At 72.8% G+C, this 15,520-nt stretch carries 6 protein-coding genes (1 of these 6 only partly in view); all 6 read left to right on the top strand.

Features of this window, described 5'->3' with window-relative positions:
* Positions 1-26: 26 nt before the first annotated feature.
* Positions 27-1,616, top strand: coding sequence for a (2,3-dihydroxybenzoyl)adenylate synthase (locus tag ACIHFD_RS06285; RefSeq protein WP_397365852.1), 1,590 nt, complete (start codon positions 27-29; stop codon positions 1,614-1,616).
* Positions 1,617-1,641: 25 nt separating this feature from the next.
* Positions 1,642-3,063 carry an isochorismate synthase MenF gene (locus ACIHFD_RS06280; RefSeq protein ID WP_397365851.1) on the top strand — a complete coding sequence of 474 codons (1,422 nt, stop codon included), beginning with the start codon at positions 1,642-1,644 and terminating at the stop codon, positions 3,061-3,063.
* A gap of 39 nt (positions 3,064-3,102) precedes the next feature.
* A complete protein-coding gene (locus ACIHFD_RS06275) occupies positions 3,103-4,002 on the top strand; it encodes an ABC transporter ATP-binding protein (RefSeq protein ID WP_397365850.1) in 900 nt (299 codons plus the stop codon).
* Complete coding sequence (locus ACIHFD_RS06270) at positions 3,999-4,787, top strand: hypothetical protein (RefSeq protein ID WP_350742342.1); 789 nt, start codon at positions 3,999-4,001, stop codon at positions 4,785-4,787. Before ACIHFD_RS06275 ends, ACIHFD_RS06270 begins: the two co-directional genes overlap by 4 nt.
* 177 nt (positions 4,788-4,964) lie before the next feature.
* Positions 4,965-5,867: a VCBS repeat-containing protein gene (locus ACIHFD_RS06265; RefSeq protein ID WP_350742344.1), complete on the top strand. Its 903-nt coding sequence runs from the start codon at positions 4,965-4,967 to the stop codon at positions 5,865-5,867.
* Between the two features lie 57 nt (positions 5,868-5,924).
* Positions 5,925-15,520, top strand: the 5' portion of a protein-coding gene (locus tag ACIHFD_RS06260) for an SDR family NAD(P)-dependent oxidoreductase (protein WP_397365849.1). 17,806 nt of this gene lie beyond the right edge of the window; the window shows 9,596 of its 27,402 coding nt (coding positions 1-9,596); it begins with the start codon at positions 5,925-5,927; the stop codon falls past the right edge of the window.

The following is a 15,520-nucleotide window of genomic DNA, read 5'->3' as shown; positions in this document are numbered from 1 at the left end:
GACCCCACCTGAGAAAGGACGCACCCATGCTGGATGGCTGCACGCCCTGGCCGGAGGAGTTCGCCGAGCGCTACCGCTCGGCCGGTCACTGGCGCGACGAGACGTTGGGCGAGCTCCTCGGCGCGCGGGCGCGCTCCCACCCGGACAAGCTCGCTCTCGTGGCGGGCGACCACCGGTGGAGCTACGCCGAGCTGGACAGCCGGGCCGACCGCATGGCGGCGCGGCTGAGCGAGATCGGCATCGGCCCGGGGGACCGGGTCGTCGTGCAGCTCCCCAACGTCCCGGAGCTCGTCGCGCTGCTGTTCGCCCTGTTCAGGATCGGCGCTCTTCCGGTCATGGCGCTGCCGGCCCACCGCGGCAGCGAGATCACGTACTTCTGCGAGTTCACGGAGGCGGCCGCGTACGTCATCCCGGACGTGCACGCCGGATTCGACTACCGGGACCTGGCCGCCGACGTGGTCGCGCGGGTGCCCACGCTCAAGCACGTGCTCGTCGCGGGCGACCCGGGCGGCTTCACCCGGCTGGACTACGCGGACGCCGGGGCGACCGGCCTGCCCCGGCCCGACCCCGCCGGCGTGGCGCTCTTCCTGCTGTCGGGCGGTACGACCGGCGTGCCCAAGCTCGTGCCCCGCGCGCACCAGGAGTGGGCCTACAGCGGGCGCGCGGTCGCCGAGGCGTGCGACTACGGCGAGGAGACCGTCCACCTGGTGAGCCTGCCGCTGTGCCACAACTGGCCGCTGACCCACGGGCTGCTGGCCACCTTCCACGCCGCCGGCACGCTCGTGCTGGCGCCCGTCCCCAGCCCGGACGAGACCTTCCCGCTCATCGAGCGGGAAGGGGTGACCGAGACCGGCCTGATCCCCGGCGCGGCCCTGCTGTGGATGGAGGCCGCCGAGTGGGACGAATACGACCTGTCCAGCCTGCGCCGCGTCACGATCGGCGGGTCGAAGCTCCAGAACGAGCTGGCCCGCCGGGTCCAGCCCGCGCTCGGCTGCCGGCTCCAGCAGGCCTTCGGCATGGCCGAGGGATTGTGCGGGTTCCACCGGTGGGACGACCCGGAGGACGTGGTCCTGGTCAGCCAGGGGCTCCCCGTCTCCCCGGACGACGAGGTGCGGGTCGTCGACGAGGACGACCGCGACGTCGCGCCGGGCGAGGTGGGGCAGCTCCTGGCGCGCGGGCCGTACACGGTGCGCGGCTACTACCGGGCGCCCGAGCACAACGCCAGGACGTTCACCGCCGACGGCTACTACCGGACCGGCGACCTCGTACGGCTGCTGCCGGCCGGGCACGTCGTCTTCGAGGGCAGGGTCAAGGACCAGATCAACCGGGGCGCCGAGAAGATCGCGGCCGAGGAGGTGGAGAACCATCTGCTCGCGCACCCGGGCGTCAGGGAGGTCGCCCTGGTGGGCCTGCCCGACGAGGTGCTCGGCGAGCGGGCGTGCGCGTGCGTCGTGCCCCGCGGCACGCCGCCGGCGCTCGGCGACCTCACCGCGTTCCTGCGAGAGCGCGGGGTGGCGGCCTTCAAGTTCCCCGACCGCCTGGAGATCGTCCAGGAGCTCCCGGTCACCCCGCTCGGCAAGGTCAGCAAGAAGGCGCTCGCCGGGATGTTCAGCTAACCCACGCTCGCAGAGGATGTACCCGATGCACGTCGCAGACATCGACTTGCCCGGCTTCCTGGAAGTGCACGCCAAGGCCACCATCGAGGCGCGCAACAACGCCTGCCCGGCGCTGGCGACCTGGCGCCAGGAGATCCCGCCCGTGGACCCGGTCGGGCTGCTGAGACCGCTGTTCGAGCGGTCCACGCGGACCTTCGCCTGGATGTCGCCGCACGCCAGCGTCATAGCGATGGGCAGCGCGACGGACTTCACGCACACCGGCCACGACAGGTTCGCCGGCATCCGGCGAGGCTGGGAGCGGGCGGCCGGGACCGCGGTCGTCGGCGGGCCGGGGCCGCGCGCCATGCCGTCGCTGGTCGGCGGGTTCGCCTTCGCGCCGCGCCCCGGGCCGCTGCCCGAGGCGCTGATGTGGGTGCCCAGGGTGCTGATCTCGCGGGACCCCGACGGCACGACCTCGCTCGCGCTCAGCGTCAGCGTCGACCCCCGGCCCACCACGACGGACGGGCCCGCGCGCACGGTCGCGGACGCCTTCGCCCTGATCTCGTCCGGCGGGATCCGTCCCTGCCCCAGCCCGCTGCTCCCGGGCACGACCATGATCGAGGTCCCCTCCGCGTCGGAGTGGAAGGCGCTGGTCGCGCACACCACCGAGCAGATCGCCCGCGGCAGGTTCGACAAGGCCGTGCTGGCCCGCCAGCTGCGGATCACCTCCCCGTGGGGGTACGACCTGGCCTCCGTGCTGGGCTCCCTGCGCGACACGCAACCGGGGAGCACCGTCTTCGCCGTGGCCGCGTACGGGCACGCCTTCGTGGGCGCCACCCCGGAGCGGCTGGTCGGCCTGCGCGGCGGGAGGGCCGAGTCGATGAGCCTGGCGGCGTCCATGCCGCGCGGCGCGACGCCCGCCGAGGACGCGTGCCTGCGCGCCGCCCTGCTGCAGGACGACAAGAGCCGGCGCGAGCAGCGGATCGTCACCGCGACGCTGCGGCACGCGTTCGATCAGGTGTGCCGTACGGTCACGGTGCCGGACGAGCCGCACGTGCTCGACCTGCCGAACCTGCGGCACCTGCACACCCGCATCGTCGGCGAGATCGCCGACCCGGAGACCGCCAGCGTCCTCGACCTGGTGGAGCGGCTGCACCCGTCACCCGCCGTCGGCGGCCATCCGCGCCGGGCCGCGCTCGAGTGGGTGCGCGACGCCGAGCCCTTCGACCGCGGCTGGTACGCGGGCCCCGTCGGGTGGATGAACGACGAGCAGGAGGGCGAGTTCGCGGTGGCGATCCGCTCGGCGCACGTGCAGGACGAGACCGCGACCCTGTACGCCGGATGCGGCATCGTGGCGGGCTCCGACCCGGAGGCCGAGCTGGAGGAGACCCGGCTCAAGTTCCGGCCCATGCTAAATGCGCTGGCGATTCCGTTGTCGGAAAGGGCACCATATAGACAGTCCCGATGAGAAGATCTTGGAAACGACCGGTCTCTGGAGGGGCTGGAAATGATTGAAATAACCGGCTTGACGAAACGCTACGGCAATAAAACCGCGGTCGACGGATTGACGTTCAGCGTCCACCCCGGGCGGGTCACCGGATTTCTCGGCCCCAACGGCGCGGGCAAATCCACCACGATGAGGGCCATTCTCGGCCTCGACCGCCTCGACGGGGGAAGCGTGACGGTCAACGGGCGCGCCTACGCGGGCCTGCCCCGGCCGATGCGCGAGGTGGGCGCCCTGCTCGACGCCCGCGCCGTGCACCCCAGGCGCACGGCCCGCAACCACCTGCTCTGCATCGCCCAGACCAACGCCATCCCCGCCCGTCGGGTGGACGAGGTCCTGCGCCTGGTCGGGCTGGAGTCGGTGGCGGGCAAGCGCGCCGGCGGCTTCTCGCTGGGCATGGGGCAGCGGCTCGGCATCGCGGTGGCGCTGCTCGGCGACCCGAAGGTGCTGTTATTCGACGAGCCCGTCAACGGCCTCGACCCCGAGGGCATCAAGTGGATCCGCGAGCTGATGCGGGGGCTGGCCGCGGAAGGCCGTACCGTGCTGGTCTCCAGCCACCTGATGAGCGAGATGGCGCAGACCGCCGACCATCTCATCGTGATCGGCAGGGGAAAGCTGATCGCGGACATCGGCATCAGCGAGTTCGTCCGGCAGGGCTCCAACGTGCTGGTGCGGGCCGAGGAGCACGAGCTGCTCGTCCCGCTCCTGACCGAGGCCGGCGCCACCGTGCACCCGGGCGCCGACGGCGCCCTCATCGTCACCGGGCTGGAGCCCAGGGAGATCGGCAAGGCGGCGCTGGCCGCCGGGGTGGTGCTGACGGAGCTGACGCCGCAGCGCTCCCTGGAGCAGGCCTACATGGATCTGACCCGTGACAGCATCGAGTTCCAGGCGAGTGTGGCATGAGCGTGGCCATAGCGGACACGATCCGCTCCGAGTGGACCAAGTTCCGCACGATACCGTCCAACATCCCCACGATCCTCACCGCCGTGGCGCTCATGGTCGGCCTGGGCGCGGCCACCGCCAACGGCGCGGCCGAGGGCTACCTGGCGGCCTCCGCGACCGGCCGGGCGATGTTCGACCCCACCTACATCAGCATGTACGGCGGGTTCCTGTTCGCCCAGATCACCGTGGGCGCGCTGGGCGTGCTCGTGGTGACCCACGAGTACGCCACCGGCCTGATCCGCACCAGCGTGACCGTGGTCCCGCGGCGCGGCCGGCTGCTGGCCGCCAAGGTGGCCACATTCGGGCTGATCGCCCTGCTGATGGGCCTGGTGGCGGGCTTCGGCGCGTACTTCCTCGGGCAGCGGGTGATCGGGGCGGCCGGCGCGCCCACCGCCTCGCTCGGCCAGCCGGGCGTGCTGCGCGCCATCGTCGGCATGGGCCTGATCTGGGCGCTGGTCGGCCTGGTCGGCGTGGCGGTCGGCGGCCTGCTGCGGGCCACGATGAGCGCCACGACCGTGGTGGTGGCGATCAACTTCATCATCCCCGTCATCACGCCCAGGCTGCTGCCGGACGCGGTCGGCGACTGGGTGACGACGTACTGGCCGATCTCGGCGGGCCTCCAGATCACCACCACCGTGCAACTGCCGGATCGGATGCTCCCGTGGTCCGGGCTCGGCGTGATGGCCGCGTTCACCGCGGTCCTGCTGTTCGTGGCGTTCGCGCTGTTCCGCTCCCGCGACACCTGAGATGTTCCCCCGCTCCCGGCGCGCGTCACGCGCGCCGGGAATTCGGCGTGCCGTCCGGCCCCGAAGTGGGGCTTGAGCGGCCTCTTTAATGGGCGCTAGGGGTTACCCGCCTTATCCCGGCTCGCGAATACTGATGACGCTTGACCGGGAAATTCTGGCGGGGAGGGGCGTTCAACAATGGCGTCGAGTTTCGCGAACGGCCAGTGCCGTTCCTTCCGCGGCGACGGGCGGCCGGACCTGTTGGTGCGCAACACGGAAACCGGCGAATTGTTCGTCCATCCGCACAGCGGCGAGTTCAACGGGACCGAAACCTACGGCGACCCGGTGAAGATCGGTGACGGGTTCGGCTGGTGGCGGTTCTTCTTCGTCCGCGCCGTCGACGCGACCGGCGACGGGCACGCCGACATCTGCGCGTTCAGCGCCAGCGAGTACGGCATCAACCCCGGCGAGAACGGCGAGCACGGCTTCTTCCTGCTGCGCAACCTGGGCGGCCCCGGCGAGATCGGCCCGTTCGCCGAGCCGATCCGCGTGTCCGGCAAGCGCGACGACGGCCGGGAATGGGAGACGATCGGGTTCGCCGACGTGACCGGCACCGGCCCCGACGACACGTTCGGCAAGGGCAAGGATGCCGGCAACGTGGACGTCTTCCCCCACCGCGACCTGGGGGTCGTGCGGAACGACACCTACGACAAGGACCCGGTGCGGCTCACCGAGGTCGGCGTCGACGACCTTCCCGTCGCCATGGCCGACTTCACCGGCAACGGCAACCTGGACCTGCTGGTCCGCCGCGCGAACGGCGACCTCGACCTGTACGAGTTCGCGGCCCCGCCCGGCACCCCGGCCGCCGCGACCACCGAGGGCACCTGGTACACCGTCGCCCACGGCTGGCAGGACATGCGCCTGGTGACGCTCACCGACATCGACCTGGACGGCCGGCCCGACCTGCTGGGCCTGCGCCCCGACGGAACGCTCGAGGCGTATCTGCACTCCGGGAAGTTCAGGCCCGAGGACCCGCTCGACCTTTTCCGCGAGCCGGTCACCGTCGGCACCGGATTCGGCAAGTACGACGTCATCAGCTGATGGCCCAAGAGCGTTTCCCTGCCCTCTGCTCGCTCCGTCGGAAACTGGATTGGTTCAATGTCCTACGAACGCTCCTCTCGTAGTTTTTCCGACGACGCGGTGGCGATCGTCGGCATATCCTGCCGCCTTCCTCAGGCCCCGGACCCGGACTCCTTCTGGCGGCTGCTGCGCGACGGGGGCGACGCCGTCACCGACGTTCCCAGCGGCCGGTGGAACTCCCCGGAGACCGAATCGCTCCGCGGCGGTTTCCTCACCGGCATAGCCGAGTTCGACGCCGAGTTCTTCGGGATCTCGCCGAACGAGGCCGCGATGATGGACCCCCAGCAGCGGCTGCTCATGGAGCTGAGCTGGGAGGCGCTCGAAGACGCCGGCATCGTCCCGGACAGCCTGCGGGGCACCGGCACCAGCGTCTTCATCGGCGCCATGGCCGGCGACTACGCCCAGCTGCTGCAGGGCACCGGCCGCGCGGCGCTGACCCGGCACAGCCTCACGGGCATCAGCCGGGCGCTGCTCGCCAACCGGATCTCGTACACGCTCGGGCTGAACGGCCCCAGCATGACCGTGGACTCCGCCCAGTCGGCCTCCCTCACCGCCGTGCACCTGGCCTGCGAGAGCCTGCGCAGCGGCGAGTCGGGCCTGGCCATCGTCGGCGGCGTGAACCTCAACCTGACCCCCGACAGCACGCTCGCCGCGCTCCGGTTCGGCGCCCTGTCGCCCGACGGCAGGTGCTTCACCTTCGACGCCCGCGCCAACGGCTACGTCCGCGGCGAGGGCGGCGGCATCGTCGTGCTCAAGCCGCTGGCCCGCGCGCTCGCCGACGGCGACCACGTCCACTGCGTGATCGCCGGCAGCGCCGTGAACAACGACGGCGGCGGCGACGGGCTCACCGTCCCCGACCAGGACGCCCAGGAAGAGGTCATCCGGCTGGCCTGCGAGCGGGCCGGCGTGCCGGCGGCCGACGTCCAGTACGTCGAGCTGCACGGCACCGGAACCCGGGTCGGCGACCCCATCGAGGCACGCGCCCTCGGCGCCGCCATCGGCACCGCCAAGGACGCGGGCACGCCGCTGCTCGTCGGCTCGGCCAAGACCAACATCGGCCACCTGGAAGGCGCCGCCGGAATCGTCGGCCTGCTCAAGACCGTGCTGGCCATCCGGCACCGCGAGCTGCCGGCGTCACTCAACTTCGAGACGCCCAGCCCGCTGATCCCGTTCGACGAGTTGAACCTGCGCGTCAACACCGCGCTGTCCGCCTGGCCGCGCGCCGGCGAACCGCTGGTCGCCGGGGTCAGCTCGTTCGGCATGGGGGGCGCCAACTGCCACGTGGTGCTCGCCGAGCACCCGCGGGAGACGCCGCGACCGGCGCCCGGCCCCGCCGGGCCGGTGATCCTGCCGCTGGCCGGGCAGAGCGAGGCCGCGCTCCGCGCCCAGGCGGGCCGGCTGCGCGACCACCTGCTCGCCGAGCCCGCCGCCGACGCCGTGTCCGACGCCGTGTCCGACGCCGTGGACACGGCCTACTCGCTGGCCACGACGCGCACGGCCTTCGACCGCCGCGCCGCGATCGTCGTCGACGAGCCGTCCGGACTGGCCGCCGCGCTCGACCGGCTCGCCAGGGGAGAGGCCGCCGCCGAGATCGTGACCGGGCGGCCGAGCGCCGGCGACGTCGCCTTCCTCTACTCGGGCCAGGGCAGCCAGCGCCCGGGCATGGGCCGCGAGCTCTACGCCGCGTACCCGGCCTTCGCGCGGGCCCTCGACGAGATCGCCGCCTGCTTCGACGGCGAGCTCGCCAGGCCGCTGCTCGAGGTGATGTTCGACGATCCCGACGGGGTGTTGGCCGAGACCGGGATGACCCAGCCCGCGCTCTTCGCCTTCGAGGTCGCGCTCACCCGCCTGTACGAGCACTGGGGCATCCGCCCCGACCGGCTGATCGGCCACTCCATCGGCGAGATCTCGGCCGCGCACGTCGCCGGAGTGCTGTCCCTGGCCGACGCCTGCACCCTGGTCGCCGCGCGCGGCAGGCTGATGCAGGCCCTGCCCGCCGGCGGCGCGATGATCGCCGTCCAGGCCACCGAGGCGGAGCTCCGCCCCCATCTCGACGACTCGGTCAGCATCGCCGCGATCAACGGCCCCGACTCCGTCGTGGTCTCCGGCGCGGAGGAGCGCGTCACGGAGATCGCCGAGGCGTTCCGCGCCCACGGCCGCAAGACCCGCCGGCTGCGCGTGAGCCACGCCTTCCACTCGCCGCTGATGGACCCGATGCTCGCGGAGTTCCGGCAGGTGGCCGAGTCGCTCACCTACCGCGAGCCGGCCGTCCCGATCGTCTCCAACCTCACCGGGGCCGTCGCGTCCGGTGAGGACCTGTGCTCGCCCGGCCACTGGGTGTGGCACGTCCGCGAGGCCGTGCGCTTCAGCGACGGCATCCGCGCGCTGGCCGACACGGGCGTGACCACGTTCGTCGAGGTCGGCCCCGGCTCGGTGCTGGCCGCCATGGGCCAGCACTGCCTGCCCGCCGACCCCGGCACCCGGTTCGTCGCCACGCTGCGGGACAACCGGGACGAATGCCACAGCGCCGCCCTGGCCCTGGCCGAGCTGCAGGTACGCGGCACCGCGCCCGCCTGGGACGCCCTCTACCCGGGCGCGCGGCGCGTCCCGCTGCCCACCTACGCCTTCCAGCGCACGTACCACTGGCTTCCCGAGTCGGACGGCGCGGCGCCGCCCCCACCCGCGCCCCCGGAGCCGGCGGCCACCGGCGACGGGACCCAGCCGCTCGCCGACCGGCTGCACGGCCTGCCGGGGCCGGAGCAGGAGCAACTGCTCCTGGAGCTCGTACGGACCTGCATCGCGCTCGTCCTCGGCCACGCCAACGCCGCGACCGTGGACACCGCCACCGCCTTCAAGGCGCTCGGCTTCGACTCCTTCAGCGCCGTCGAGCTCAGGAACCGGCTCAACGCCGCCACCGGGCTCCAGCTGCCCAGCTCGCTGCTGTTCGACTACCCCTCGCCGCAGGCGCTGGCCGCGTTCCTGCGCGCGGAGCTGACGGGCGGGCAGGCCGCCCAGGCCGTGGTGACCGCCGCCTCGGTGGCGGACGAGCCGATCGCGATCGTGGGCATGGCCTGCCGCTTCCCCGGCGGGGTGCGCTCCCCGGACGACCTGTGGAACCTGGTGATCTCCGGTACGGACGCGATCGGGGAGTTCCCCGTCGATCGCGGCTGGGATCTGGCGGCCCTGTACGACCCGGATCCGGACAGCCGTGGGACGTCGTATGCGCGGCACGGCGGCTTCCTGTATGACGCGGGGGAGTTCGATCCCGGATTTTTCGGGATTTCGCCGCGTGAGGCGTTGGCGATGGATCCGCAGCAGCGGCTGCTGCTGGAGGCGTCGTGGGAGGCGATCGAGCGGGCGGGTGTCGACCCGGGCGGGCTGCGCGGCAGCCGTACCGGCGTGTTCGCGGGCGCGATGGCCCAGGACTACGGCCCGCGCCTGCACGAGGCGACCGGCGCCGCGGAAGGCTACGTGCTGACCGGCACCTCCGCCAGCGTGATCTCCGGCCGGGTCGCGTTCTCGTTCGGGTTCGAGGGCCCGGCGGTGACGGTGGACACGGCGTGCTCGTCGTCGCTGGTGGCCCTGCACCTGGCCGCGCAGTCGCTGAGATCGGGGGAGTGCGACCTGGCGCTGGCCGGTGGCGCGACCGTGATGGCGTCCCCCGGCATGTTCGTGGAGTTCTCGCGGCAGCGCGGGCTGTCGCCGGACGGGCGGTGCAAGGCGTTCTCGGCCTCGGCCGACGGCACCGGCTGGGCCGAGGGTGCCGGCATGCTGCTGGTGGAGCGGCTCTCGGACGCGCGGCGCAACGGCCACAAGGTGCTGGCCGTCATCAAGGGCTCGGCGATCAACCAGGACGGGGCCAGCAACGGCCTGACCGCGCCGAACGGCCCCTCGCAGCAGCGGGTGATCCGCCAGGCGCTGGCGAACGCCGGGTTGTCGGCCGGGGACGTGGACGCGGTCGAGGCACACGGCACGGGCACCGTGCTCGGCGACCCGATCGAGGCGCAGGCGCTTCTCGCGACCTACGGCCAGGAGCGGGACCAGCCGCTGTGGCTGGGCTCGCTGAAGTCGAACATCGGCCACTCCCAGGCCGCCGCCGGCGTGGGCGGCGTGATCAAGATGGTCATGGCCATGCGCCACGAGGTGCTGCCGCAGACCCTGCACGCGGACGAGCCGTCGCCGCACGTGGACTGGTCGGCCGGGGCCGTCGAGCTGCTCACCGAGGCCCGGCCGTGGGACGTTCAGGATCATCCGCGCCGCGCCGCCGTCTCCTCCTTCGGCATCAGCGGCACCAACGCCCACGTCATCATCGAGCAGGGCGACCCGGCCGTCCCGGCCCACCGCGACGACGCGAACCTCCCCGCCGTCCCCTGGCTCATCTCGGCGAGGACGCCCGAGGCGCTGGCCGGGCAGGCCGAGCGGCTCGCGTCCTGGGCTTCCGGGGCGACGCCCGAGATCCCCGTCGCCGCCGCCGGCGCCGCGCTGGCGGCCGAGCGGTCCGTGCTCGAACACCGCGCGGTGATCGTCGGCCGCGAGCGTGACGACCTGCTGGCCGGCCTGCGGGCACTGGCCGGCGGCCCCGCCGCGCCCGGCGTGCTGACCGGCAGCGGACCGGCGGGCCGGCTCGCCCTGCTGTTCACCGGGCAGGGCAGCCAGCGGCTCGGCATGGGCCGCGAGCTGGCCGCCGCCTTCCCCGTCTTCGACGAGGCGCTGGAGGAGATCTGCGCGCTGCTGGACCCCCACCTGCCGCACTCGCTGCGCGAGGTGATGTTCAGCGACCCCGACGGGGTGCTCAACGAGACCGGAATGACCCAGCCGGCGCTGTTCGCCTTCGAGGTCGCCCTGTACCGGCTGCTCGAATCCCTCGGTGTACGGGCGGGCGTGGTGGTCGGGCACTCCGTCGGCGAGATCGCCGCCGCCCACGTGGCCGGGGTGTTCTCCCTCGCCGACGCCTGCACCCTGATCGCCGTACGGGCCCGGCTCATGCACATGCTGCCCCCGGGCGGCGCGATGCTCGCCATCGCCGCGTCCGAGGCCGACGTCCTGCCGCTGCTCGACGGGTACGAGGACCGGGTCGCCATCGCGGCCGTCAACACCCCGACCTCGGTGGTCATCTCCGGCGCGGAGGCCGCCATCGAGGAGATCGCGGGGAACGTCACGGCACGCAAGCGCCGGCTGCGGATCTCCCAGGCCGCGCACTCACCGCTGATGGAGCCGATGCTGGCGCCCTTCGAGGAGGCCATCGCGGGGCTGACCTACCACGAGCCCACGATCCCGGTGATCTCCAACGTCACCGGCAGGCTCGCCGAGCCCGGCCTGCTCACCAGCCCCCGCTACTGGGTCGACCACGTACGGCGGCCCGTCCGTTTCGCGGACGGCATCGCCGCCGCGGACGCCGCGCTCTTCCTGGAGGTAGGGCCCGACGGCGTCCTCACCGGGCTGGCCCAGCAGATGCTCTCGGACGGCGTCTTCGTCCCCGCCGTACGCAAGGACCGCGACGAGATCGACACCTTCGTCCAGGCCCTCGGACAGCTCCACGCCTGCGGCGTCACCGTCGACTGGAACGCCTACTTCGGGCCCGCCCCCGCGCTCCACGTCGACCTGCCCACCTACGCCTTCCAACGTCAGCGGTTCTGGCTGGAGGCACGCGGTCCCGTGGACCTGCCCACCGAGCACGTCGGGCTGTTCGAGGTGGACTGGATGCCCGTACCCGCCACGGGCGATGCCACCATCGCGCCCGGCGACGTGCTCCTGCCCTGGCACGAAGAGGACGAAGGGGACGGGCCGGACCGGGCGCGCGCGGCCGTGCTCCGCGTGCTCTCCGCCGTCCAGGACTGGCTCGACGGCGAGCAGCCCGCGTCGGCCCGGCTGGTGATCGTCACCAGGGGAGCGACCGACGAGATGCCCGACCTGGCCGGGGCCGCCGTGTGGGGCCTGGTCCGGTCGGCGCAGACGGAGTACCCGGACCGGTTCGTGCTGCTCGACGACGACGGCAGCGCCGAGGACGCCGTCGCCGCCGCCCTCGCCTACGACGAGCCCCAGCTGGCGCTCAGGTCCGGCAAGATCTACGTCCCGAGACTGGCGCGGCGCGGCCGGCCGGCGGCGGACCGGCCCTGGGATCCCGAGGGGACCGTGCTGGTCACCGGCGGCACCGGCGCGCTGGGACGCACGGTCACCCGGCACCTCGCCACCCGGCACGGCGTGCGGAACCTCGTCCTCGTCACCCGTGACCCGCACTCGGCCGGGGCCGTCGCGCTCGCGGCCGAGCTGGCCGAGCTCGGCGCGCACGCCGAACTGGTCGCCTGCGACGTCACCGACCGCGAAGCGCTGGCCGGGCTCATCGACTCCTGCCGCGACCTGGCCGGCGTCGTGCACATCGCCGGCGTGCTCGACGACGGCGTCGTCCCGGCGCTGACCCCCGCGCGGCTCGACACCGTGTGGCGGACCAAGGCCGAGACCGCCTGGCTCCTGCACGAGCTGACCCGCGAGCGCGAACTGTCGGCGTTCGTGCTGTTCTCGTCGTGCGCGGCCACGCTCGGCAGCGCCGGCCAGGCCAACTACGCCGCCGCCAACGCCTTCCTCGACGCCCTCGCCCGCCACCGCCACTCGCTCGGCCTGCCCGCCACGGCCCTGGACTGGGGCCTGTGGGACAACTCCGCCGAATTCGGCGGCATGGCGGGCACGCTCGCCACGGCCGACCTGGCGCGCTGGGCCCGGCTCGGCGTCGCCCCGCTGCCGCGGGACGAGGCGCTGGAGCTCTTTGACTCCGCGCTCGCGGGTGGCGCCGTGACGACGCTGCCCGCCAGGCTGAGCCTGGCCAAGGTCGCGGACCCCGTACCGGCGATGCTGCGCGGGATGCTGCGCAAGCCCGTCGAGCGCCGCGCGGCCGGCGGCTCGGGCTCCGGCTCCGCTTCCGGCGAGGCATCGCTGGCGCAGTCCCTGCGCGGGCTGAGCCCGGACGAGCAGGAACGCGCCCTGCTCGACCTGGTACGCGGCCAGGCCGCCCTCGTGCTCGGGCACGTGACGCCGAACGTCATCAGCGCCACCGGAGCGTTCAAGGACGCCGGGTTCGACTCGCTCACCGCGGTCGAGCTCAGGAACCGGCTCAACGCCGCCACCGGGCTGCAACTGCCCAGCTCGCTGCTGTTCGACTACCCGTCGCCCAAGGCGCTGACCGACCACCTGCGTACCGAACTGCTCGGCGGCTCCGCCACGCCTGCCACCGCGGTGCGGTCGGCCGGCCACGACGAGCCGATCGCGATCGTGGGCATGGCCTGCCGCTTCCCCGGCGGCGTGCTGTCGCCGGACGACCTGTGGGAACTGGTCGCGCAGGGCCGGGACGCGGTGGGCGAGTTCCCCACCGACCGCGGCTGGGACCTGGACCGGCTGTTCGACCCCGACCCCGGCAACCGGGGCACCTCCTACACCCGGCAGGGCGGCTTCCTGTATGACGCCGCCGACTTCGACGCGGCCTTCTTCGGCATCTCGCCGCGCGAGGCCCTGGGCATGGACCCGCAGCAGCGGCTGCTCCTGGAGGCCTCGTGGGAGGTCTTCGAACACGCCAACATCGACTCGGCCACGCTGCACGGCAGCCAGACCGGGGTCTTCACCGGCATCGCGCCGATGGAGTACGGGCCACGGCGCTCCGAGGGCTCCGACGCGGTCGAGGGATACCTCCTCACCGGCCAGTTGGCCAGCGTGGCGTCCGGGCGGGTGTCGTACACGTTCGGGTTCGAGGGCCCGGCGGTGACCGTGGACACGGCGTGCTCGTCGTCGCTGGTGGCGCTGCACCTGGCCGCGCAGGCCCTCCGGACGGGCGAGTGCGACATGGCCCTGGCGGGCGGCGCGATGGTGATGGCGTCGCCCGGCACGTTCGTGGAGTTCTCCCGGCAGCGGGGGTTGTCGGCGGACGGGCGGTGCAAGGCGTTCTCGGCCTCCGCCGACGGCACGGGGTGGAGTGAGGGTGTCGGCGTGCTGCTGGTGGAGCGGCTGTCGGACGCCCGCCGCAACGGGCACCAGGTGCTGGGGGTCATCAAGGGCTCGGCGATCAACCAGGACGGGGCGAGCAACGGCCTCGCGGCGCCGAACGGGCCTTCCCAGCAGCGGGTGATCCGGCAGGCGCTGGCGAACGCCGGGTTGTCGGCCGCTGAGGTGGACGTGGTCGAGGCGCACGGGACCGGGACCAGCTTGGGTGACCCGATCGAGGCGCAGGCGCTTCTCGCGACCTACGGCCAGGAGCGGGAACGGCCGCTGTGGCTGGGGTCGCTGAAGTCCAACATCGGTCACACGCAGGCCGCCGCCGGCGTGGCCGGGGTCATCAAGATGGTGATGGCCATGCGGCACGGGCTCATGCCCCGGACCTTGCACGTGGACGAGCCTTCGCCGCACGTGGACTGGTCTGCCGGTGCTGTTGAGCTGTTGACCGAGGCTCGGTCGTGGGACGTTCAGGATCATCCGCGTCGCGCTGCCGTCTCGTCCTTCGGGGTCAGCGGCACCAACGCCCACGTGGTCCTTGAGCAGGGGGATCCGGCCGAACCGGCTTCTGACGAGGTCGTGGGCTCGCCGGTGGTGCCATGGGTGCTCTCGGCGAAGAGCCGCGAGGCGCTGGTGGAGCAGGCCGGGCGGTTGGCGGCGTGGGTGTCGGCGCGGCCGTCGCTCTCGGTGCCGGACGCCGCTTGGTCGTTGGCGACGGGGCGTTCTGCGCTGGAGCAGCGTGCGGTCGTGGTGGGTGCTGATCGTGATGAGCTGCTGGCTGGGTTGCGGGCGCTGGCCTCGGATGGGGTTTCCGGGAGTGGTTCTGGCGGAAAGCTGGCGTTGCTGTTCGCCGGCCAGGGGAGCCAGCGGGTCGGGATGGGTCGGCAGCTGGCTGAGGCGTTTCCGGTGTTCGCCGAGGCGCTGGAGGAGATCAACCAGTTTCTGCCGGTTCGTGAGGTGATGTTCGACGACCCGGATGGGGTGTTGAACGAGACGGGCATGACGCAGCCCGCGTTGTTCGCCTTCGAGGTTGCGCTGTATCGGCTGCTGGAGTCCTTCGGGGTCCGGGCGGATGTGCTGGTCGGGCATTCGATCGGCGAGATCGCCGCCGCGCACGTGGCCGGAGTCTTCTCGCTGGCCGATGCGTGCGCCTTGGTGGCGGCCCGGGCCCGGTTGATGCAGGCTCTCCCGACCGGCGGGGCGATGCTCGCGATCGCGGCACCCGAGGCGGAGGTTCTGCCGCTGTTGGGGGACCGGGTGGGGATCGCGGCGGTCAACGGCCCGGCTGCGGTGGTGGTCTCCGGCGACGAAGCAGCGATCGCGGAGATCGAGGGGCGGGTGAGTGTTCGGACGCGCAGGTTGCGGGTCTCGCACGCTTTCCACTCGCCGTTGATGGAGCCGATGCTGGCTTCCTTCGAGGAGGCCATCTCCGGGTTGACCTACCACGAGCCCACTCTTGCGATCGTCTCCAACCTCACGGGCCGGCTGTCCGAGCCGGGGCAGCTCACCCGTCCCGGTTACTGGGTGGAGCACGTGCGGCAGGCCGTGCGGTTCGCCGACGGGGTGACGGCTGCGGAGGCTGGCTGCTTCCTGGAAGTAGGTCCGGACGGGGTGCTGACCGGGCTGGCTCAGCAGAGCAT

The organism is Nonomuraea sp. NPDC051941, from assembly GCF_044593615.1.
Note: the sequence above shows the minus strand (reverse complement) of the source record. Positions and strands in the feature narration are given on the sequence as shown.